The sequence below is a fragment of the Lutimaribacter marinistellae genome, from assembly GCF_042648365.1.
GTDB classification, from domain to species: domain Bacteria; phylum Pseudomonadota; class Alphaproteobacteria; order Rhodobacterales; family Rhodobacteraceae; genus Lutimaribacter_A; species Lutimaribacter_A marinistellae.
This window is the reverse complement of sequence record NZ_JBHRXI010000001.1, coordinates 109,137-128,415: the sequence shown is the minus strand read 5'-3', so window position 1 is coordinate 128,415 and position 19,279 is coordinate 109,137. Positions and strand designations below refer to the sequence as shown.

Annotated in this window: 20 protein-coding genes; 11 read left to right on the top strand and 9 right to left on the bottom strand. The window is 64.6% G+C overall.

Annotated features, from left to right (window positions below; genetic code table 11):
- Window positions 1-27 precede the first annotated feature (27 nt).
- The 3 genes from ACFORG_RS00630 to ACFORG_RS00620 all read right to left on the bottom strand — a co-directional run bounded on the left by ACFORG_RS00630 (window position 28) and on the right by ACFORG_RS00620 (window position 2,881).
- A complete protein-coding gene (locus ACFORG_RS00630; RefSeq protein ID WP_386733438.1) occupies window positions 28-1,203 on the bottom strand; it encodes an acetyl-CoA C-acyltransferase family protein in 1,176 nt (391 codons plus the stop codon).
- A gap of 128 nt (window positions 1,204-1,331) precedes the next feature.
- Window positions 1,332-2,183 (bottom strand): glycosyltransferase, encoded by an 852-nt coding sequence (locus ACFORG_RS00625; RefSeq protein WP_386733437.1) that lies wholly within the window; start codon window positions 2,181-2,183, stop codon window positions 1,332-1,334.
- The gene (locus tag ACFORG_RS00620) at window positions 2,180-2,881 is read right to left on the bottom strand and encodes a polysaccharide deacetylase family protein (RefSeq protein WP_386733436.1); all 702 of its coding nucleotides are present in this window, start codon (window positions 2,879-2,881) and stop codon (window positions 2,180-2,182) included. The genes ACFORG_RS00625 and ACFORG_RS00620 overlap by 4 nt, the downstream gene beginning before the upstream one ends.
- A gap of 204 nt (window positions 2,882-3,085) precedes the next feature.
- On the opposite strand from ACFORG_RS00620, the gene ACFORG_RS00615 reads away from it, so the two are divergent.
- The 4 genes from ACFORG_RS00615 (at window position 3,086) to ACFORG_RS00600 (ending at window position 6,932) form a co-directional block, all read left to right on the top strand.
- A complete protein-coding gene (locus ACFORG_RS00615) occupies window positions 3,086-4,273 on the top strand; it encodes a glycine C-acetyltransferase (protein ID WP_386733435.1) in 1,188 nt (395 codons plus the stop codon).
- On the top strand, window positions 4,270-4,866 hold the full coding sequence (locus ACFORG_RS00610) for a class I SAM-dependent methyltransferase (protein ID WP_386733434.1): 597 nt from the start codon (window positions 4,270-4,272) through the stop codon (window positions 4,864-4,866). The genes ACFORG_RS00615 and ACFORG_RS00610 overlap by 4 nt, the downstream gene beginning before the upstream one ends.
- 8 nt (window positions 4,867-4,874) lie before the next feature.
- On the top strand, window positions 4,875-5,906 hold the full coding sequence (gene tdh, locus ACFORG_RS00605; protein WP_386733886.1) for an L-threonine 3-dehydrogenase: 1,032 nt from the start codon (window positions 4,875-4,877) through the stop codon (window positions 5,904-5,906).
- Window positions 5,907-5,975: 69 nt separating this feature from the next.
- A complete protein-coding gene (locus ACFORG_RS00600; RefSeq protein ID WP_386733433.1) occupies window positions 5,976-6,932 on the top strand; it encodes a PLP-dependent cysteine synthase family protein in 957 nt (318 codons plus the stop codon).
- Here ACFORG_RS00600 and ACFORG_RS00595 read toward each other — a convergent pair.
- From ACFORG_RS00595 to ACFORG_RS00585, 3 genes are all read right to left on the bottom strand, one after another.
- Window positions 6,913-7,650: a metallophosphoesterase family protein gene (locus ACFORG_RS00595; protein WP_386733432.1), complete on the bottom strand. Its 738-nt coding sequence runs from the start codon at window positions 7,648-7,650 to the stop codon at window positions 6,913-6,915. The genes ACFORG_RS00600 and ACFORG_RS00595 overlap by 20 nt on opposite strands.
- Before the next feature lie 107 nt (window positions 7,651-7,757).
- Window positions 7,758-9,353 carry a phosphoglycerate dehydrogenase gene (gene serA, locus ACFORG_RS00590; protein ID WP_386733431.1) on the bottom strand — a complete coding sequence of 532 codons (1,596 nt, stop codon included), beginning with the start codon at window positions 9,351-9,353 and terminating at the stop codon, window positions 7,758-7,760.
- Window positions 9,354-9,451: 98 nt separating this feature from the next.
- Complete coding sequence (locus ACFORG_RS00585; protein ID WP_386733430.1) at window positions 9,452-10,609, bottom strand: phosphoserine transaminase; 1,158 nt, start codon at window positions 10,607-10,609, stop codon at window positions 9,452-9,454.
- A gap of 245 nt (window positions 10,610-10,854) precedes the next feature.
- Between ACFORG_RS00585 and serB the strand changes: the two genes are divergently transcribed.
- From serB to ACFORG_RS00565, 4 genes are read left to right on the top strand one after another with little or no spacing between them, the layout of a single operon-like run.
- Entirely contained in the window at window positions 10,855-11,730 is an 876-nt protein-coding gene (gene serB, locus ACFORG_RS00580) for a phosphoserine phosphatase SerB (RefSeq protein WP_386733429.1), read from the top strand.
- 55 nt (window positions 11,731-11,785) lie between these two features.
- Window positions 11,786-12,109 (top strand): ArsR/SmtB family transcription factor, encoded by a 324-nt coding sequence (locus ACFORG_RS00575; protein WP_386733428.1) that lies wholly within the window; start codon window positions 11,786-11,788, stop codon window positions 12,107-12,109.
- Window positions 12,106-12,531, top strand: coding sequence for an SRPBCC family protein (locus tag ACFORG_RS00570; protein ID WP_386733427.1), 426 nt, complete (start codon window positions 12,106-12,108; stop codon window positions 12,529-12,531). Before ACFORG_RS00575 ends, ACFORG_RS00570 begins: the two co-directional genes overlap by 4 nt.
- 25 nt (window positions 12,532-12,556) lie before the next feature.
- Window positions 12,557-12,871, top strand: coding sequence for a hypothetical protein (locus ACFORG_RS00565; protein WP_386733426.1), 315 nt, complete (start codon window positions 12,557-12,559; stop codon window positions 12,869-12,871).
- 15 nt (window positions 12,872-12,886) lie between these two features.
- Here ACFORG_RS00565 and ACFORG_RS00560 read toward each other — a convergent pair whose 3' ends face one another.
- Window positions 12,887-13,885: an asparaginase gene (locus ACFORG_RS00560; protein ID WP_386733425.1), complete on the bottom strand. Its 999-nt coding sequence runs from the start codon at window positions 13,883-13,885 to the stop codon at window positions 12,887-12,889.
- A 170-nt stretch (window positions 13,886-14,055) separates the two neighbouring features.
- Here ACFORG_RS00560 and ACFORG_RS00555 point away from each other — a divergent pair, with 170 nt between their 5' ends.
- The 3 genes from ACFORG_RS00555 to rlmN all read left to right on the top strand — a co-directional run bounded on the left by ACFORG_RS00555 (window position 14,056) and on the right by rlmN (window position 17,807).
- Window positions 14,056-14,604 (top strand): invasion associated locus B family protein, encoded by a 549-nt coding sequence (locus ACFORG_RS00555; RefSeq protein ID WP_386733424.1) that lies wholly within the window; start codon window positions 14,056-14,058, stop codon window positions 14,602-14,604.
- 106 nt (window positions 14,605-14,710) lie between these two features.
- Window positions 14,711-16,549 (top strand): adenylate/guanylate cyclase domain-containing protein, encoded by a 1,839-nt coding sequence (locus ACFORG_RS00550; protein WP_386733423.1) that lies wholly within the window; start codon window positions 14,711-14,713, stop codon window positions 16,547-16,549.
- A 67-nt stretch (window positions 16,550-16,616) separates the two neighbouring features.
- On the top strand, window positions 16,617-17,807 hold the full coding sequence (gene rlmN, locus ACFORG_RS00545; protein WP_386733422.1) for a 23S rRNA (adenine(2503)-C(2))-methyltransferase RlmN: 1,191 nt from the start codon (window positions 16,617-16,619) through the stop codon (window positions 17,805-17,807).
- A 94-nt stretch (window positions 17,808-17,901) separates the two neighbouring features.
- On the opposite strand, the gene ACFORG_RS00540 is transcribed toward rlmN, so the two are convergent.
- Window positions 17,902-18,243, bottom strand: a complete 342-nt coding sequence (locus tag ACFORG_RS00540; protein WP_386733421.1) for a hypothetical protein — start codon at window positions 18,241-18,243, stop codon at window positions 17,902-17,904.
- Complete coding sequence (locus tag ACFORG_RS00535; protein WP_386733420.1) at window positions 18,240-19,199, bottom strand: DnaJ C-terminal domain-containing protein; 960 nt, start codon at window positions 19,197-19,199, stop codon at window positions 18,240-18,242. Before ACFORG_RS00535 ends, ACFORG_RS00540 begins: the two co-directional genes overlap by 4 nt.
- Window positions 19,200-19,279: the final 80 nt, after the last annotated feature.

Genomic DNA, 19,279 nt, shown 5'->3' with positions numbered 1-19,279 from the left:
GCCGACAGCCCCCCGGCACCGAAGATGTCAGAGCCGTTCGAGGGCAATCGCGATGCCCTGGCCGCCGCCGATGCACATCGTGATCAGCGCCTTGGATCCGCCGGTCCGTTCCAGCTCGTAAAGCGCCTTGACCGTGATGATGGCGCCGGTCGCGCCGACCGGGTGGCCCAATGCGATCGCGCCGCCATTGGGGTTCACCCGCGCCGGGTCGAGGCCGAGTTCCTTGTTCACCGCCAGCGCCTGCGAGGCGAAGGCCTCGTTCGACTCGATCACGTCGAAATCGCTGGCCGACAGGCCGGTCTTTTCCATCAGCTTGCGCACTGCCGGAATCGGGCCGATACCCATTACCTCGGGGCGCACGCCTGCATGGGCATAGCCAAGGATCCGGGCGCGGGGCTTCAGCCCGGCCTTTTCGGCCGCCTCGGCCCGGGCCAGAACCAGCGCTGCCGCGCCGTCATTGATGCCCGACGCGTTCCCGGCGGTCACGCGGCCGTCTTTCTTGAACACCGCGCGCAGCCCGGCAAGCGCTTCGGCCGAGGTCGCCTTGGGATGTTCGTCGACCTTGAAATCGACCATGTCGCGCTTGACCTTGACCTGCACCGGCGCGATCTGGCTCTCGAACAGCCCGGCCTCGATGGCAGCAGCGGCGCGCGTCTGGCTGGTCAGGGCGAAATCGTCCATCTGCTCGCGGGTAATCTGGTGCTCGTCCGCGACGTTCTCGGCGGTCACGCCCATGTGGCCGGTGCCGAACGGGCAGTTCAGCGCGCCCAGCATCATGTCGAGCGACTTGATATCGCCCATCTTGGCGCCGAACCGTGCCTGCTGCAGGATGTAGGGGCTGCGCGACATGCTCTCGGCACCACCTGCAAGGGCGAAATCCGCGTCACCCAGCATCAGCGACTGGGTGGCCGAAACGATGGCCTGCGCGCCCGAACCGCAAAGGCGGTTGACGTTCATCGCCGGGGTGCCTTCGGGGATCCCCGCTTGCATCGCGGCGACCCGGCTCAGGTACATGTCGCGGGGCTCGGTGTTGATGACATGGCCGAACACGACATGCCCGATCTGCCCGGCCTCGACGCCCGCGCGTTCCAGCGCGGCCTCGGTTGCGACCGTGGCAAGGTCGATGGGTGCGGTGGATGCCAGCGCCCCGCCAAAGGTACCGATCGCGGTACGCGCGCCGTCAAGAATCACGATGTCGGTCATTGCCGTCTCCTCTCGAAATTTCTGCGCAGTATGCATGTGCAGCAAAGACCTGTCTTTCTGACGTCGGGTCAAAATGCATTTCGGTGGATGGTTGTCGTGGCAGGGCTCGGTGACCGGCAGGCCGGTGGTTACCGGAACCGGTCCCAATGGCCGCGATTCTGCCAGGCCGGCGTACGCACGGCCAGCGCAATGGCGGCATAGGCAAGGAAACCCACCGGATCGCGCCGAACAAGGTTGCGAACCTGCCGCGACGTCGGCGCCGTGCGCCCCGAGCGCGTTGCGAGATCGGGCAGCTTCTGACGGATTTCTTCCAGCCCGCGATCCTGCCGCCGCCTGACGCGCACCAGGTTGGCGAACCCTTCGGCGATCGGCCATGAATAGCTATGCGGAACCCTGTGCATCTCGGACGGTTCGAACTGATACCGTACGAATATGTCATCGGCCGTCACGTCGGGAAACTCGGTCCAGCGCGCCCGGCCCGCCGCGTTCACCGCGTAAAGCCCGCAACCCGGAACGCCACTCGCCATGAAGGGCAGCGTCTCCCAGAACCGCGCATATCGTTCCGAAAAGAAGCTCTCCGCCTTTCGGATCTTGGGGCATCCACTGGCATAGACCGGGCCCGACTGCTTCAGCACCTCGGCCAGCGCGGCCAGCAGACCCGCAGAGACATGGACATCCGCATCCAGATAGACAACCTTTTCATGGGTCCGGATCGCGTCGGCGGCGTTCAGGGCGCCCACCTTGCTGCCTTTTTCAAGGTCGAGAATGTCGAGCTGCCAACCCTTCCTTTCGACGGCCGGGCGCATGGTTTCCGCCTCTGCCACCGTCTCATCCGAACAGCCATTCGCGGCGACGACTACCTGCACCGCTGCTTCGGACGACGCCGCAGACCCGACCGGCCAATTCGAGGCAAGGATGTGTTCGAGGCACTCGCCGATGAAGCCCTCTTCGTTATGGGCGGGTATGACGACGGAAATCATGCCGGTTTCCTCGCAGGCAACAACCGCTTGCGCGCAAGGCCCAGCCACCGGCGGGGATGACGCGCCAGCGATATCCGCCCCGTCAGCGCGCGCTCGATCTGCTCGTGCGTCATAGTATCGTCCAGGCAATTCCGTGGCCGGATGAACCGGGACCGCGTGGCGCGGCCCCAATCGCTGGTGTGGATCGCCCGGTAGCCGCGCTGGCGCAACTCGCCGGCAACCTCGCGATCATAAAGGCCGAATGGAGCGGCGGCATCGGTTATTTCGGTGCCGGCCAACGCGGACAGGCGCGTTCGGGCCGTTTCGAACTCCTCGATCCGGCCCGCCGCATCAAGGCGACGCCAGTCGCGGTGGCGATGGCCATGGCTGCCGATGATATGCCCGGCGCCGGAAAGCTCCTGCACATCCGCTTCGGTAAGCGAGCCTCGTTCGCCCAGCCGCGCGGTCAGGACGAAAAAAACTGCCGTCAGACCGCGTTGTTTCAACTCGGGCAAGGCGATCTCGAAATCCGAGGCATTGCCGTCGTCAAAGGTGATCTGGGGCGCATCCTTGCCCATCCCGACGATACGGTCGAGGATGCGGCAGAACTTGTCGCGCGACAGCCAGTATTGCGCCTCGCCATCCTCCAATACGCGGTCGGGTTTCCCCACACCGTGAAAGATGATCGATGCATAGCTGTGCGCAGAATCCGACTGCATGTAACCGACCCGTCTCCAATGCCTCGCCGAGCTATAGCAATAAAGGCAAGGACGGGTCATGGCGACAACCCGGCATTTCTGCGGTCATGGCGCAATCCGGGGCGCGACATCCTGTTTCCGACATGCAAGCGCCTTGCAAGGTCGCTCGCTGTATCGGCTGGATGCGCGCCATGCTAGAGAATGGTCACCAAAAAGGAGACCCGCATGAGTGAGGCATTTCTGTCCCATGTCACCGACACCCTGGCCGAGATCGAGGCCGAGGGGCTGACCAAGCGCGAACGCCTCATCACCTCGCCGCAAGGCGGTGAGATCAGTGTCGGCGGGCGCGAGGTCATCAACCTTTGCGCGAACAACTATCTTGGCCTTGCCGATCATCCCGACCTGATCGCGTCGGCGAAACACGCGATGGATGAAAAAGGCTTTGGAATGGCCAGCGTCCGTTTCATCTGCGGGACGCAGGACCTGCATCGCGCGCTGGAGCAGCGGCTGGCATCCTTTCTGGGCAAGGACGATTCGATCTTGTTCGCCGCCTGCTTTGACGCAAATGGCGGCCTGTTCGAGCCGCTTCTCGGCCCCGAGGACGCGGTGATCTCGGACGCGCTCAACCATGCCTCGATCATCGACGGCATCCGCCTGTGCAAGGCGAAACGCTACCGTTACGCCAATAACGACATGGCGGACCTCGAGGCCCAGTTGAAGCAGGCCTGCACCGATGGCGCGCGGCACATCATGATCGCCACCGACGGTGTCTTCTCGATGGATGGCTACCTTGCAAACCTGCCCGAGATCACGCGACTGGCAAAGGCGCATGATGCGGTCGTCATGGTCGATGATTGCCACGCGACCGGCTTCATGGGGCCGCGCGGGGCCGGTACGCCGGATCATTTCGGTCTCGATGTCGACATTCTCACCGGCACGCTCGGCAAGGCGCTGGGCGGGGCGATCGGCGGCTATATCGCCGGACCGCAGCCGGTCATCGACCTGCTGCGTCAACGCGCGCGGCCCTACCTCTTCTCGAACTCCCTGCCGCCCGCGATCGCCGCCGCAGGGATCGAGGCGATCCGGCTGATCGAAGAAGGGGACGCTCTTCGCGCGCAGCTTTTCGAAAACGCGACCTACTGGCGCGAGGGACTCACACGGCTGGGATTCGACCTTTTGCCCGGCGATCACCCGATCATCCCCGTGATGCTGGGTGAGGCGCAACTGGCGCAGGATATGGCCAACCACCTGTTTCAGGAAGGCGTCTACGTGTCGGGCTTCTTCTTCCCGGTCGTTCCGCGCGGCAAGGCGCGAATCCGCACGCAGATGAATGCCGCGCTGACCCGGGACGAGCTTGACCGCGCATTGGCGGCCTTCGAGGCAGCTGGCCGAAAGACCGGCGTGCTCTCGTGACCCTGCATCAGGACCCTCTTGCGATCTATCGCGGGGCCGAGGCCGAACTGCGCCTGCGCTACGACGCGCTCTCGACCGAGGCGATCCTTGGTCCGATGCTGAATCACCTGCCGTCAACGCCGTGCCGGGCGCTTGATGTCGGCGCTGGCAGCGGGCGCGACGCGCGGTGGCTGTCCGCCGCCGGTCACGAAGTCACCGCAATTGACCCTGTATTTGCTCCGCCGTCCGACAAGACGATCCGCTGGTGGAAAGACGCCTTGCCCCGGCTTGCAAGTCTGAAGGCCGAGCGATTTGACCTGATCCTCACCTCCGGCGTCTGGCACCACCTGGCCGCCGACGACCGCGACGCCGCGTGGACGCGGATCGCATCATTGCTGGAACCCGCCGGGCGCCTGATCCTGTCGCTGCGGCATGGACCCTTGCCGGGCGTCGCCGCGTTGGACACACTCGACACGCAGCATGAACTGGCCCGTGCGAAACGGTCCGGGTTGCACCTCGTGGCGCGGCACGACACCGGCTCGATCCAGCCGCACAATATCGCGCTGGGCGTGCACTGGACCTGGCTTTGCCTCACCACCGGAGACACGACATGACCAACCAGATGAAGGCCCTCGAGAAATCGAAACCCGAGGAGGGGCTCTGGATGGTCGAGGCACCCGTGCCCGAGATCGGCCCCGATGACGTGCTGATCCGCATCAACAAGACCGGCATCTGCGGCACCGACATCCATATCTGGAACTGGGACGAATGGGCGGCGCACACGGTGCCGGTTCCGCTCATCACGGGTCATGAATTCGCAGGCGAGATCGTCGAGATCGGGCGCGATGTGACCGGGCTGGAGATCGGGCAGCGCTGCTCGGGCGAGGGGCATTTGATCGGCACCGAAAGCCGCCAGAGCCGCGCGGGAAAGTTCCACCTCGACCCCGGCACGCGCGGCATCGGCGTCAACGTGCAAGGCGCGTTCGCGCAATACCTGCGTATTCCCGCCTTCAACGTGGTTCCGCTGCCCGACGACATCCCCGACGAGATCGGCGCGATTCTCGATCCGCTGGGAAATGCCGTACATACCGCGCTCAGTTTCGACCTGCTGGGCGAGGACGTGCTGATCACCGGCGCCGGGCCGATCGGCATCATGGCTGCGGCGGTCGCGAAACATGCTGGCGCGCGGCACGTGGTGATCACCGACATCAATCCGGACAGGCTGAAACTGGCGGCGCATGTCGTGCCGGCCGTCCGGCCTGTCAATGTCGGGCAAGAGGATCTGCGCGATGTCATCAGCGCGCTAAAGATGAAGCAGGGCTTCGATGTCGGGCTCGAGATGTCGGGCAGCCAGGCCGCGCTCGACCAGATGGTCGAGGCGCTGGTGATGGGCGGCAAGATCGCCCTTCTGGGTATACCGCCCGGCAAATCCCCCGTCGATTGGAGCCGCATCGTCTTCAAGGCGATCACCATCAAGGGCGTCTACGGCCGCGAGATGTTCGAGACCTGGTACAAGATGATCGCGATGCTTCAGAACGGTCTCGACGTAAGCCGCGTCATCACCCACCGCTTCCCCGTGTCCGAGTTCCGACAGGGATTCGAGGCGATGAAATCGGGCCGGTCGGGCAAGGTCGTGCTGGACTGGACGGGGTAGGGGGCATCCCCCCGCCCGGCGCGAACTATCCCACCCGCCGGAACATTCACCGTAACAAAAGGACATGGCATGGCGCTGAATTCCATCGTCGAGGCAATCGGCCGGACACCCGCGGTCTGGCTCGACCGGATGGTGGCCACGCGCGGTCTTGAGGGCCGCGTTCTGGCCAAGCTCGACTATCTCAACCCCGGTTTCTCCAAGAAGGATCGCGCGGCGCTGGGCATCATCGAGGCCGCCGAGCGGGACGGGTCGCTCAAACCGGGGCAGGTGGTGGTAGAGCTGACCTCGGGCAACATGGGCACCGGCCTCGCCATCGTGTGCGGGATCAAGGGTTATCCGTTCGTCGCGGTGATGAGCCGGGGCAACTCGGCGGAACGGGCCCGGATGATGACCGCGCTCGGGGCCGAAGTCGTGCTGGTGGACCAGGCCCCCGGATCGGTCCCCGGAGAGGTGTCGGGCGCCGATCTGGCCCTGGTGGAGCAGGAGGCGCAGCGCATCTGCACCGACCGGGGCGCATTCCGCGCCGACCAGTTCAACCACCCGGGCAACGCCGCCGCGCATGAGGCCGGCACCGCGGCCGAACTCTGGAAAGAGGGTGAGGGAATGTTGACGGCGTTCGTCGATTTCGCAGGCAGCGGCGGCACGTTCGGCGGCGTGATGCGGGGGTTGCGGACCCGCGCGCCCGGCTTGCGCGGTTATCTCGTAGAACCCGAAGGCGCGGCCGTGCTGGCTGGCCAGCCCATCACCCGACCGGGCCACCCGATCCAGGGCGGGGGATACGCCATGCCCGACCTGGCCGCATTGCAGGGCGTCGCAGCTGACGGTCACCTTCAGATCACCGGGGAAGAGGCGCGCGAAACATCCCGCGCCCTCGCCCGCGAAGAGGGAATTTTCGGTGGCTTTTCTGCCGGCGCGAACGTCGCCGCCGCGCTGCGCCTTCTGGAGGGGCCCGAACGGGGCGGCGCGGTCGCGGTGATTATCTGCGACAGCGGGCTGAAATACCTGTCTACCGACCTGTGGGGGTAAGCGGTTCGCGCCCCCGCTCGGTCAGCAGCCAGGCCCTGTCGTTCTCGAACACGGCCGCCGTCAGGGGACGGCCATACCCCGCGCCACTGTCGAGGTTTACATGGTTGCCGTGGTGCCGCGGCGCCTTGAGCGGTGTGTGCCCATGCACCACCAGCCACGGATGCGGACGGGGATCGTCGAGGAATTCGTGCCGGATCCAGATCAGGTCATGCTCGCTCTGCTCCGCCAGTGCGACACCGGGGCGAATCCCGGCATGCACGAACAGAAGGCCCCCCTCTTCGTGGTAATTCGGCAGACCGTTGAGAAACTCGACATGCGCCTGCGGCACGGCGGCCTTTGCCTCCTCGTGCACCTGGTAGGTGCGGGCGCCATCGGGTACTTCGACCCCGTAAGAGGCAAGCGTTTCGACCCCGCCGATCCGCTCGTGCAGCCAGTGGTACCCGACCAGCAACCGGTCGTCCGGTGTGGGCACGTCGCGCATGAACATCGCGAACATCCGGTCGTGATTACCCTTGAGCGTGATCCAGTCGCACCCCTCTGCCTGTCCGGCGATCAGGCGATCCAGAACACCCCGGCTGTCGGGTCCGCGATCGGTGTAGTCGCCCAGGAACACCACCCGCGCATCCCTGCCGCCATCCGCCTCGATCCGGCCAAGCGCGGTATCGAGCATCTCGGCCTGTCCGTGAATGTCTCCGACGGCATAGATCGGTCGGGTCATGGATATCTCCTCAAACACTGGCGCGGCGACACTGCACCCGTCGCGCCGGTTCCGCAAACGGAAAGGGCGGCCCGCCGGACCGCCCTTTCACATGTCTGGATGCCCGATCAGGCCACGTCGAATTCAAGCGGCTTGATCTGGTTGAACAGCCCGGTTTCGGCCAGCTTGGCGCGTACCTCGGCAGGAACCTGGTCGTCCACGTAAAGAAGGGCGATCGCCTCGCCGCCGGCCTCTTTCCGGCCAAGGGTGAAGTTCGCGATGTTGACGCCATTATCGCCCAGGGTGCGACCCAGCGCACCGATGATGCCGGGTACGTCCTCGTTGGTTGTGTAAAGCATGTGCTGCCCGATCTCGGCATCGATGTTGATGCCCTTGATCTGGATGAAGCGCGGCTTGCCGTCGCTGAATACCGTGCCACCGACCGAGCGTTCGCGCTTCTCGGTGACCACTGTCACCTTGATGTAGCCTTCGAAGGCGCCCGACTGGTCCTGGTTCGTGGTCGAGATCTTGATGCCGCGTTCCTTGGCCACGACCGGGGCCGAGACCATGTTCACGTCGGGGTTCACCCGCTTCATGATGCCCGCCACTACGGCGCAGTTCAGCGCCTCCAGATTCATCTCGGCCGCGACACCGTCATAGAGGATGTTGATCGCTTTGACCGGCTCATCCGTCATCTGGCCGATGAAGCTGCCCAGATGGTCGCTCAGCTTGATCCACGGACCCATGACCTTTGCCTCTTCGGCCGTGACCGACGGCATGTTCAGCGCGTTGGTCACCGCACCCGTCAGCAGGTAATCCGACATCTGTTCGGCCACCTGCAGCGCCACGTTCTCCTGCGCTTCGGTCGTCGCCGCGCCAAGATGCGGGGTGCAGACCACGTTGGGCAGGTTGAACAGCGGGTTTTCCTTGGCCGGTTCCTCGGCAAACACGTCAAAGGCTGCGCCTGCCACGTGCCCGGATTTCAGCAACTCGGCCAGCGCCTCTTCGTCGACCAGACCGCCACGGGCGCAGTTGATGATTCGCACGCCTTTCTTGGTCTTGGCCAGGTTTTCCTTGGACAGGATGTTGCGGGTGCCATCGGTCAGCGGCACGTGCAGCGTGATGAAATCGGCCCGCGCCAGCAGATCGTCCAGTTCGACCTTCTCGACGCCCATCTTGTTGGCCTTCTCCTCGCCCAGGTAGGGATCATAGGCGATGACCTTCATCTTGAGGCCACGCGCACGGTCACAGACGATCCCGCCGATATTGCCCGCGCCGATCACGCCCAGCGTCTTGCCGGTCAGTTCGACACCCATGAATTTCGACTTTTCCCACTTGCCCGCATGGGTCGATGCGCTGGCTTCGGGGATCTGGCGCGCCACGGCGAACATCATCGCGATGGCATGCTCGGCCGTGGTGATCATGTTGCCAAAGGGCGTGTTCATCACGATCACGCCCTTCTTGGACGCGGCTTCCTTGTCGACATTGTCGGTGCCGATCCCGGCGCGGCCGACAACCTTCAGCCGATTGGCGTTTTCAAGGATGGTCGGCGTGACCTTGGTGGCCGAGCGGATTGCCAGGCCGTCGTAATTGCCGATCACCTCGGCCAGCTTGTCCTTGTCCTTGCCCAGGTCGGGCATGAAATCCACCTCGATCCCGCGGTCACGGAAGATCTGTACGGCGGTTTCGCTCAGCTTGTCGGATACGAGTACTTTAGGGGCCATGTTCTCAGGTCCTTGTCTGGAATAGGGTGCGCCCCGCATGCCCTCGCGGACTCTTCAATCGAAGAGCATCCGCAAGGGAGCGTCGAGCGGTCAGTCGATCAGGCGGTTTCGGTTTGCGCGGCGATTTCGGCTTCGAATGCCCAGTCCAGCCAATGCAGCATCGCCTGGATATCCGAAGTTTCAACCGTGCCGCCGCACCAGATCCGCAGGCCCGGAGGGGCATCGCGATAGGCGCCGATGTCATATGCGACTCCCTCGTCGGCCAGCCGCTTGGCCACCGCCTTGGCGAAACCTGCACCATCCTTGATCCGCGCATCGGTGAACTTCAGGCAGACACTGGTGTTCGACAGGGTCGCCGGATCATGCGCAAGGAAATCGATCCAGTCGCGCATCTCGACGAAATCGGCCACCGCCTTGGTGTTGGCGTCGGCGCGGTGGATCAGACCCTCCAGCCCGCCGACCGAGCGCGCCCAGTCCAGCGCCAGCAGGTAATCCTCGACCGCCAGCATCGAGGGCGTGTTGATCGTCTCGCCCTTGAAGATACCTTCGATCAGCTTGCCGCCCTTTGTCAGGCGAAAGATCTTGGGCATGGGCCACGCGGGCGTATAGCTTTCCAGCCGCTCCACCGCGCGCGGGGACAGGATCAGCATCCCGTGTGCCGCCTCGCCGCCCAGAACCTTCTGCCACGAGAAGGTCGTTACATCCAGCTTGTCCCACGGCAGGGACTGGGCAAAGGCCGCGCTTGTCGCGTCGCAGATCGTCAGGCCTTCGCGGTCATCCGCGATCCAGTCGCCATTGGGCACACGCACGCCGCTGGTCGTGCCGTTCCATGTGAACACGACGTCGTTGGCAAAATCGACCGAGGCCAGGTCGACGATCTCGCCATACTCGGCGGTTTTCACGATCGCGTTGTCCAGTTTCAGTTGCTTGACCACGTCGGTGACCCAGCCCGCGCCAAAGCTTTCCCAGGCCAGCATCTCGACGCCACGTGCGCCCAGCATGCTCCACATGGCCATTTCGACCGCGCCGGTGTCCGAAGCGGGTACGATGCCGATCTTGTAATCCGCCGGAACGCCGAGGATCTCTCGCGTCTCCTCGATCGCGGCTTTCAGCTTGTCCTTGCCCACCGCAGCGCGGTGAGACCGGCCGAGCGCGGCGCCGGAGAGCTTGTTCAGATCGAATGCAGGAGGTTTGGCACAGGGGCCCGAAGAGAAACGCGGATTAGCCGGCCGCGTTGCCGGTTGGTCGATAGCCATAGGTGTTACCCTTCCAGATATACGCCCCTCGTTGGGGAGGGGTGTCCCACGGACCGCAATAAGCGGTGGAATGCGGCACTGCAACTTCAAAATGCGACGCGATGCGGAATGTCGCGGCATGGCCATCGCAAAAGTTTCCGATCCGCGCCATTGCGCTCCGAAGCGTGGTGGCGCCCTTCTCACCGCATTGACACTGCGCTGCACAGGGCAAAGAAGGGGGCGACCCGTCCAAAGGAACATGCCCGATGTACATTGCCACGCTCCTGACCGATCCCGCTGCGCCCACTCTCGACCCCGCCCTTGTCGAGTCGCTGCGCAACGCATGGGGCGGTGGCGCGGTTCAGTGGCTCGCCCCTGACGAGGCGGCCGAGTTCGCCTTGCCGGACATGCCCGGTAACCGCTGGGATGTCTGGGCCGATCTGCAGGGAATGGGCGCCGATCTCGTCGTGCACCCGGCTGCGAATCGCCGCAAGAAGATACTGCTCGCCGACATGGACAGCACGATGATCAGGCAGGAATGCATTGACGAGCTCGCCGAAGAGGCCGGTGTAGGCGACCGCGTGCGCGAGATTACCGCCCGTGCCATGCGCGGAGAGCTCGATTTCGACGGATCGCTGCTGGAACGGGTCGCATTGCTGCGCGGTCTCGACGAATCGGTCATCCCCCATGTCATCGAAACACGTATCGAACCGATGCCCGGCGCGCAGACCTTGCTGGCCACGATGCGGGCAAATGGCGGCTACTCGGCGCTGGTCTCGGGCGGGTTCACCGCATTCACCGACCGGGTGGCATCCATGCTGGGCTTTGACGAGAACCACGCCAACGACCTGCTGGTCGAGAATGGCAAGCTTACCGGCGACGTCAGGCGACCGATCCTGGGGCGCGAAGCCAAGGTCTCGGCGCTCGAACGCATCAGCACCCGGCTCGGCGTGACCGAGGACGATGTCCTCGCCGTTGGCGACGGGGCCAATGATCTGGGCATGTTGCATCGCGCCGGAATGGGGGTTGCGCTTCATGCGAAACCGGCGGTCGCGGCAACGTGCGATATCCGTATCAATCACGGTGACCTGACCGCGCTTTTGTACCTGCAAGGCTATTCTCGCAGCGAATTCGCAGGCTGAACGTACTTCCGAAAAGCCGCTCGACTTCATTTAACATTTGTGTTAAATGAAGGTCATGACAAAGCTGCTCGATACCTTCTCCGCGCTCTCCGATCCGGTCCGTTTCGGGATCGTCGAGCAATTGATGGCCGATGGCGAACGCCCCGCAGGCCACCTTGTCGAAGGGCGGGGCATTTCGGGCGCGGCGATCTCGCGTCACCTGAAGATATTGCGCGAGGCCGGGCTGGTGACGCAACGCAGCGTCGGGGCGCAACGGCTCTACTCCATCCGCCCCGATGGGCTCCGCCTCATCGCCGACTGGACGATCTCCAAGCGTGACTTCTGGGAGGGAAGCCTCGACCGGCTCGAAGCCGCCATTCTCGACGAGGAGGCACCATGACCGACCTGACCCTGTCGCGCCGCTTTCCTGTTCCGCCCGAACGCCTGTTCGAATGGGTGACCCGACCCGAACGCATCCTGAAATGGTGGGGGCCCGAAGGCATGACAGTGCCCGAAAGCGATATCGACTTTACCCGCACCGGGCCTTGGTCGTCGGTCATGGCGAATGCCGAAGGCCAGCGGTTCAAGGTGTCGGGCCACGTCACCCATGTCGATCCCCCGCGCTCGGTCGGGTTCACTTGGGCCTGGCATGACGAGTCGGACCGCCGCGGCGACGAAAGCCATGTTACCCTGACCGTCACCGCCGCGCCCGAAGGCGCGCAACTGACTATAGATCATCGCGATCTTGCCGCGGACACGGCCGAGCACGAGGCCGGATGGACATCGACGCTCAACAAGCTCACCGCACTGCTCGACACCTGAGCGCCAAAAAAGGGAGGAAAGACCAATGCCGCAATATCTCTTCGCCTATCACGGCGGCAAGAAACCGCAGACGCCGGAAGAGGGCGAAAAGGCCATGGCCGAATGGGGCGCATGGTTTCAGAACATGGGCGACGCGATCGTCGTGCCCGGCAACCCGGTGGGCCAGTCCATGACAGTCAGTGCGCAAGGCATGGCGGGCGATGGCGGCGCCAACCCGGTCTCGGGCTTTACCGTCATACGTGCCGACACGCATCAGGCTGCCTGCGATCTCGCCAAGGGCTGCCCGATGGTCGCCGATGGAACCGGGTCGGTCGAGGTGGCCGAGATCATGGAAATGTAGATCCTCGAGGCACCGTTAGGCCGGGAACCCCCCGGCCGGGCGGATCTCGCCGGCATGGATACCGCGCCGGCTCTTGATCTCGGGGTTCAGAAAGGTGCGGGCCGCGGGGTGGTCCGCATCCAGCACACCCAGATGGGACAGGATCGCCGCGATGGCGCATTCGCTGGCCCGCGTCGCGCCATCCACGATCTTGACCGCTACGCCCAGCTTCTTCTCGGGGATAATCGCGACGAACACCGCTTCCGCGCCGGTCTTGATGGCAACGCGCCCGCCCATCGCGCGCATCAGTTCGGTGCAGGCCCGTCCCTCTCCGGCCACCAACTCGGGATGGCGCGTCATCGCATCGACCAGGTCGACCGCGGCCGCGCTCTGCCTGTCGCTGCGCCCGCCCGCGCTGGCAAACCACGCCATGGCACGTGCAAGCCCCTCGACCGTCGTGGCGAAATTCGGTGCAGAGCATCCGTCGATGCCGTAACCCGGGCTTGTCTCACCCGTCACCTCTTCAAAGGCTGCGCGCACCGCCTGCTGCACAGGATGGTCGATCTCGATATACTCCGGCCCGGCGCCCATGTGCTGCGACAGCGTCAGGAACCCGGCATGCTTGCCCGAACAGTTGTTGTGGATCTGGCACGGCTGCTCATGCGCGCGGATCAACGCCTCGTGCGCATCGCGATCGTCGGGGTCCTGCGGGCCACATCGGAAATCCGCCTCGCCCAGCCCCAGCATCTCGGCCCAGGCACGGACCCGGTCGGTATGGATCGCCGCTCCGTTATGCGACGCGCAGGCCAGCGCAAGCTGCTCCGGCCCCAGCTGCCACTTGGCCGCCGCGCCCGAGGTGATCAGCGGCAGCGCCTGGATCATCTTGCATGACGAGCGTGGATAGATCACCGCGCCCGGATCACCCCAGGCCTGAACCACCTGCCCCGTCTCGTCGCAGATCACGGCATGACCGCGATGCAGGCTTTCCAGCAGCTCGCCGCGCCACAGTTCGGTCATTGTCACGGGGTCGGTCATGCTGCATTCCTTTCCTGCGCGAAAACTTGCCAATCGGCCTTTCGTTCATGGCGAAACCTGCGATAGTAGGTGTATGTCGGCAAACGAAGGGACGTACAAGTCAGACGGGCAGCAAAGCGCCGCACGTCCCGGAACAATTGAGGTTAAGGTCGGTCTAGGAGGCTGGACAAATGGGATCGAAGCTCGCCTGCGGCGTCGCGGGCCTGTGCATGGCCGCGATGGCCGCCGTAACAGTCACACCAAACGCACATGCGCAAGAAGCAGAGAGCACCAACCGGGTCGCGGCCAAGACCGATTGGAGCGTTTTCGTCGAGGATGACCCAACCGAATGCTGGAGCGTCTCCTCGCCCAAGGAAACGGTCAACACGCGCGGCGGGCGCGTCGTCGCGGTGCGGCGCGGCGACATCCTGCTCTTCGTGTTCTTCAGGCCCAACGCGGGCGTCGACGGGCAGGTGACCTTTACCGGCGGCTACCCGTTCGCCGAAGGCTCGACCGTCAATCTCAATATCGGCGGAACCGAGTTCGAGCTTTTCACCGAGGGCGAATGGGCCTGGCCCGCGACCGAGGCGGACGACGCCAAGATCATCACCGCCCTCAAGCGCGGGACCGAGGCGGTGCTCACGGCACGCTCTTCGCGCGGTACACAGACCAAGGATACTTTCTCGCTCCTTGGGTTCACCGCCGCCTTCGAGGACGCCGAGAAACGCTGCGGCGGCTGACCCGCCCTGCGGCGCCGCTCGGGCGCGCAAGCATCTGGACCGCGAAACGCTCCGTCCGTAGGATTTGATCCGCAGGGGTCACCCCTGCGGAACCGGAGCGCACGTTTTGGAAAGGCGTCTCACCACGATCCTCGCGGCGGATGTCGCGGGATACAGCCGCCTGATGGAAGCTGACGAACAGGGCACATACGATGCCCTGCAGGTTCTATTGTCCGAAACCGTCATGCCCCGCATCGGTGAAAGTGGCGGCCGCGTCTTCAAGCTCATGGGCGATGGCCTGCTGGCCGAGTTTCCCAGCGTTGTCGATGCCGTGTCCTGTGCGCTCAAGATCCAGTCCGACATGGCCCGGCACCACCCGATCGCCCTGCGCATCGGCATCCATCTCGGGGACGTGATCGCCGAGGGCGATGACCTCCACGGCGACGGTGTGAACATTGCCGCACGCCTCGAATCCCTGGCCGAACCTGGCGCCGTCCTCGTCTCGAAACAGGTCCACGACCATGTCGAGCCGCGCCTCGGCATTGGCTGGCGCGACATGGGCGCGCAACAGGTCAAGAACATATCCCGCCCGGTGCATGTTCTTCGCGCCGAACCGCAGGCCAGTGGCGCTGCGCCACCGCGCCCCGCGCCCAAAAGGTTGATCGCGGCATCGCTGGCGGTGCTCTGCGTCGGACTGGCCGCAATCCTCTGGCAACCCTGGCGCGCCTCGCCGACCGCGCCCGAACCAGCGGTAAGGCAAGCGGCGCTGCTTCCCTCGCTCGCCGTTCTTCCCTTCGATTCCCTCTCGGCTTCCGGTGAAGAAGACTACCTCGCCGACGGCATCACAGACGACCTCATCACCGATCTGGCCAAGGTCTCCGGCCTGCTGGTCATCGCCCGCGAGTCGAGCTTTGCCTACCGCGACAATGCCATCGATCTGTCGACCGTCGCCACGCAGCTGGGTGTCCGCTACATCGTCACCGGCAGTCTACGCCGCGCCGGCGACCGTATCCGCATCAACGCCCAGCTCGTGGATACCGATACCGGCGCGCATGTCTGGGCGGAACGCTACGACCGCAAGGTCGCCGACATCTTCGAGCTTCAGGACGATGTCCGCAGCCGCATCACCGCCGCGCTCAAGGTCGAGCTGACCCCCGAAGAGGCCGAGAAACTCTCGCGCACCATGACCGAGAACACCGAAGCCTACGACGCCTATCTGCGCGCCCGACAGCAGGAAAGCTTCTTTACCCGCGACTCCACCCGCGCCGCGATCCGCCTCTATCACGAGGCCCTCGAACATGATCCCGATTTCGTCACCGCCAAGGCCCGGCTGGCCACCGCCTATACCATGGCGGTCGAATCCGGCTGGACCGAGGAGCCGACAACCGCCCTCGAACTGGCACGCAGTCTCGCCCGCGAGGCGATCGCCAAGGACCGGAACCTGCCGCTAGCCTACTGGGCGCTGGCCCGCGTCTACACCCGCAAGGAATTCTTCGATGGCGAGGAGGCACTCGACAGCCTCCGGCAGGCCATCGCCATCGACCCCAACTATGCTGACGGTCACGCCATGCTGGCCAACACGCTGCACCTCATGGGCCGCGCCGAAGAGGGGCTCGCCCATATCGAAACCGCGATGCGGCTCAACCCGCATTTCCCCTTCTGGTACTTCTATGCCCTGGGCGCGAACCAATTCCACCTGACCCGCTACGAAGCCGCCGAGGAAAGCTTCCTGAAATCCATAAAGCGTAATTCCCGCTGGCGCCCCAACCACATCTACGTGGTTTCGACCTATGGCCATCTCGGTCGAACGGACGATGCCGAGTGGGAGATGGAGGAACTGCGCACATTGGGGTTCGAGCCCACATTCGAGACCTTCAGCGCCTTCCAGCGGTTTCAGGACAATGCCTATCGCGACCACTTCCTCGACGGGCTGCGCAAGGCAGGCGTTCCGGGCGCCGATCCATAAACCCTTTTGATCCCGCGCCGCTTTCCTATATAGAGCCGCATTCACCCAGAACCGCGAGTCGCCCGCCATGTCCGCAGATGCGCCAATCACCCAGGATGTCCTGACCCTCCCCCGGAAACTGCCCGAGGGCGGCAAGACGAACCTCGTGGGCCTGACCCGCGACGCGATGCGCACGGCGCTGATCGACATGGGCACGCCCGAGAAACAGGCCAAGATGCGGGTCAACCAGATCTGGCAATGGATCTACCAGTGGGGTCGCCGCGACTTTGCCGAGATGACGAACCTTGCCAAGGCATACCGCGCGCAACTGGCCGATCATTTCACCATCGAGATCCCCGAGATGGTCTCGCGCCAGATCTCGACCGACGGCACCCGCAAATATCTCGTCCGCATCGCCGGCGGGCACGAGGTCGAGGTGGTGTACATCCCCGAAGAGGATCGCGGCACGCTCTGCGTCTCCTCCCAGGTGGGCTGCACCCTGACCTGTTCCTTCTGCCACACCGGCACGCAGAAACTGGTGCGCAACCTGACGGCGGGTGAAATCGTCGGCCAGATCATGATGGCCCGCGACGATCTCGACGAATGGCCGACGCCCGGCGCGCCCAAGGACGAAACCCGCCTGCTGTCCAACATCGTGCTCATGGGCATGGGAGAGCCGCTTTACAATTTTGACAATGTCCGCGACGCGATGAAGATCGCGATGGACCCCGAGGGCATCTCGCTCTCGCGCCGCCGCATCACGCTCTCGACCTCCGGTGTCGTGCCCGAAATCGCGCGCACCGCCGATGAAATCGGCTGCCTGCTCGCCATCTCCTTTCACGCCACGACGGACGAGACCCGCGACAAGCTGGTGCCGATCAACAAGCGCTGGAACATCGAGGAATTGCTGACCGCGCTTGCCGCCTATCCCAAGGCGTCGAACTCGGAACGCATCACCTTCGAGTATGTCATGCTGCAAGGCGTGAACGACAGCGACGAGGATGCCCACCGCCTGATCGACCACATCAAGCGACACAACATCCCCGCCAAGATCAACCTGATCCCCTTCAACGAATGGCCCGGCGCGCCCTACAAGCGCAGCTCCAACAACCGCATCCGCGCCTTCGCCAACATCATCTACCAGGCCGGCTACGCCTCGCCCATCCGCACTCCGCGCGGCGAGGATATCATGGCAGCCTGCGGCCAGCTCAAATCTGCGACCGAACGGGCCCGCAAATCCCGCAAGCAGATCGAAGCCGAGGCCGGCCTGTCCGGCTAAGCGCCACCCCGCTTCTTCCTCTTGCCGGAAATATCCCGGGGGGTGCGGGGGGCAGAGCCCCCCGCTGATCGGATCGCGTCAGCGATCCGACCCGTCATCCTCCGAACCGGGCCTTGCGAATGACGTCCGCGACCCGCCTGCGGACGTCCTCCGGTTGGTGCTCCAGCGCGTGCATCAACGCACGCAACTCCGCGCGGACGCCGTGTAGCTGGTCGATCAGCGATATCATCAGCCCGATCGCCTCGGCCTCGGCCTCGTAATGGTCGTTCAACTCACAGGCCAACTCCAGCCGTGCCAGGTCCAGCCCCTCGTAGACCTCGCCGCGCTCGGCCGTCATCGGCACCACGATCCGTGCCTCGCGATAGGCCACCAGCCGCCCCGGCGTCAGGGCTGAAACCCGCGCGATCACCTCTTCCTCGGAATACAGACGTGTCATGCCGGCATGTCCTTCCTTGGGTCGTATCCGTTCTCCTGCCGCCAGTCTTCCATGAAGCGGCGCAGCCCGTCATCCACCTTGTCGGGCATCACGATGGCGATCTCGATGAACTGGTCGCCGCGACCGTCCTTGCCACGCCGCTGCACGCCCTTGCCGTTCAGGCGCAGTGTCCTGCCGCTGCTGGTGCCCTCGGGGATGGTCACAGATACCCGCCCGTCGATCGTGGGGGCCGCTACCTTGCCGCCCAGCACCGCCTCGTCCAGGCTCACCGGAAGGCGGATATGGATATCGTCGCCCTCGCGGCGAAACACCGGATGCGCGGCGACGCTGATCGTCACCAGCGCGTCTCCCGGCGCACCGCCGCCATGCCCCGGATCGCCCTTGCCGCGCAGCCGAACCGTCTGGCCGTCCGCGATACCGGCCGGGATGCGCACCTCCAGCTTGTCGCCCGAGGGCAGGGTGATCGGCTTCACCGCCCCGAACACAGCGTCAAGGAACGAGATCTCCATCGCGTAACGCCGGTCATGCCCCGGAGCATGAAACTCGTATTCGCGCCGCGTGCCTTGGCCACCGCCGAACCCGCCTCCCGCCTGTCGCCGCATGAACTCGGCAAAGATGTCGGACATGTCCTCAAACCCGGCATCCTGTCCGGCCCCCGCGGCCTGCGCCCGGCGATAGGGGTTGCCCGCGGCCTCGGAATACTGCCGGTAATACTGTTGCTGCGCCGTCTCCTGCCCCGAAGCGTCGATCTCTCCCCGGTCGAACCGCGCCCGCGTTTCGGGATCCTTGAGCAGGTCATAGGCCGCCGCCGCCGCCTTGAACCGTGCCTCTGCCACCTCGTCACCGGGCTTCAGGTCCGGATGGCACTCCTTGGCGATCCGGCGATAGGCTTTCTTGATCTCGTCCTGGCTGGCCGTCCTGGCGACGCCAAGGACGGAATAGGGGTCTTTGCTCATCACGCGCTCGTCTGGTTCAGGGCGGACACATTCCGCCGCCAAAATGTAAACATGGGCACGGCACGGACGCAAACCAAGAC

Bases quoted from the DNA above. Each gene is read 5' to 3' on its own strand.
- ACFORG_RS00540 (WP_386733421.1), bottom strand. From the start codon at position 18,243: ATGACACGTCTGTATTCCGAGGAAGAGGTGATCGCGCGGGTTTCAGCC.
- ACFORG_RS00620 (WP_386733436.1), bottom strand. From the start codon at position 2,881: ATGCAGTCGGATTCTGCGCACAGCTATGCATCGATCATCTTTCACGGT.
- ACFORG_RS00535 (WP_386733420.1), bottom strand. From the start codon at position 19,199: ATGAGCAAAGACCCCTATTCCGTCCTTGGCGTCGCCAGGACGGCCAGC.
- serB (WP_386733429.1), top strand. From the start codon at position 10,855: ATGTACATTGCCACGCTCCTGACCGATCCCGCTGCGCCCACTCTCGAC.
- ACFORG_RS00595 (WP_386733432.1), bottom strand. From the start codon at position 7,650: ATGACCCGACCGATCTATGCCGTCGGAGACATTCACGGACAGGCCGAG.
- ACFORG_RS00585 (WP_386733430.1), bottom strand. From the start codon at position 10,609: ATGGCTATCGACCAACCGGCAACGCGGCCGGCTAATCCGCGTTTCTCT.
- ACFORG_RS00560 (WP_386733425.1), bottom strand. From the start codon at position 13,885: ATGACCGACCCCGTGACAATGACCGAACTGTGGCGCGGCGAGCTGCTG.
- ACFORG_RS00600 (WP_386733433.1), top strand. From the start codon at position 5,976: ATGGCGCTGAATTCCATCGTCGAGGCAATCGGCCGGACACCCGCGGTC.
- rlmN (WP_386733422.1), top strand. From the start codon at position 16,617: ATGTCCGCAGATGCGCCAATCACCCAGGATGTCCTGACCCTCCCCCGG.
- ACFORG_RS00615 (WP_386733435.1), top strand. From the start codon at position 3,086: ATGAGTGAGGCATTTCTGTCCCATGTCACCGACACCCTGGCCGAGATC.
- ACFORG_RS00575 (WP_386733428.1), top strand. From the start codon at position 11,786: ATGACAAAGCTGCTCGATACCTTCTCCGCGCTCTCCGATCCGGTCCGT.
- ACFORG_RS00630 (WP_386733438.1), bottom strand. From the start codon at position 1,203: ATGACCGACATCGTGATTCTTGACGGCGCGCGTACCGCGATCGGTACC.
- tdh (WP_386733886.1), top strand. From the start codon at position 4,875: ATGAAGGCCCTCGAGAAATCGAAACCCGAGGAGGGGCTCTGGATGGTC.
- ACFORG_RS00555 (WP_386733424.1), top strand. From the start codon at position 14,056: ATGGGATCGAAGCTCGCCTGCGGCGTCGCGGGCCTGTGCATGGCCGCG.
- ACFORG_RS00565 (WP_386733426.1), top strand. From the start codon at position 12,557: ATGCCGCAATATCTCTTCGCCTATCACGGCGGCAAGAAACCGCAGACG.
- ACFORG_RS00570 (WP_386733427.1), top strand. From the start codon at position 12,106: ATGACCGACCTGACCCTGTCGCGCCGCTTTCCTGTTCCGCCCGAACGC.
- serA (WP_386733431.1), bottom strand. From the start codon at position 9,353: ATGGCCCCTAAAGTACTCGTATCCGACAAGCTGAGCGAAACCGCCGTA.
- ACFORG_RS00625 (WP_386733437.1), bottom strand. From the start codon at position 2,183: ATGATTTCCGTCGTCATACCCGCCCATAACGAAGAGGGCTTCATCGGC.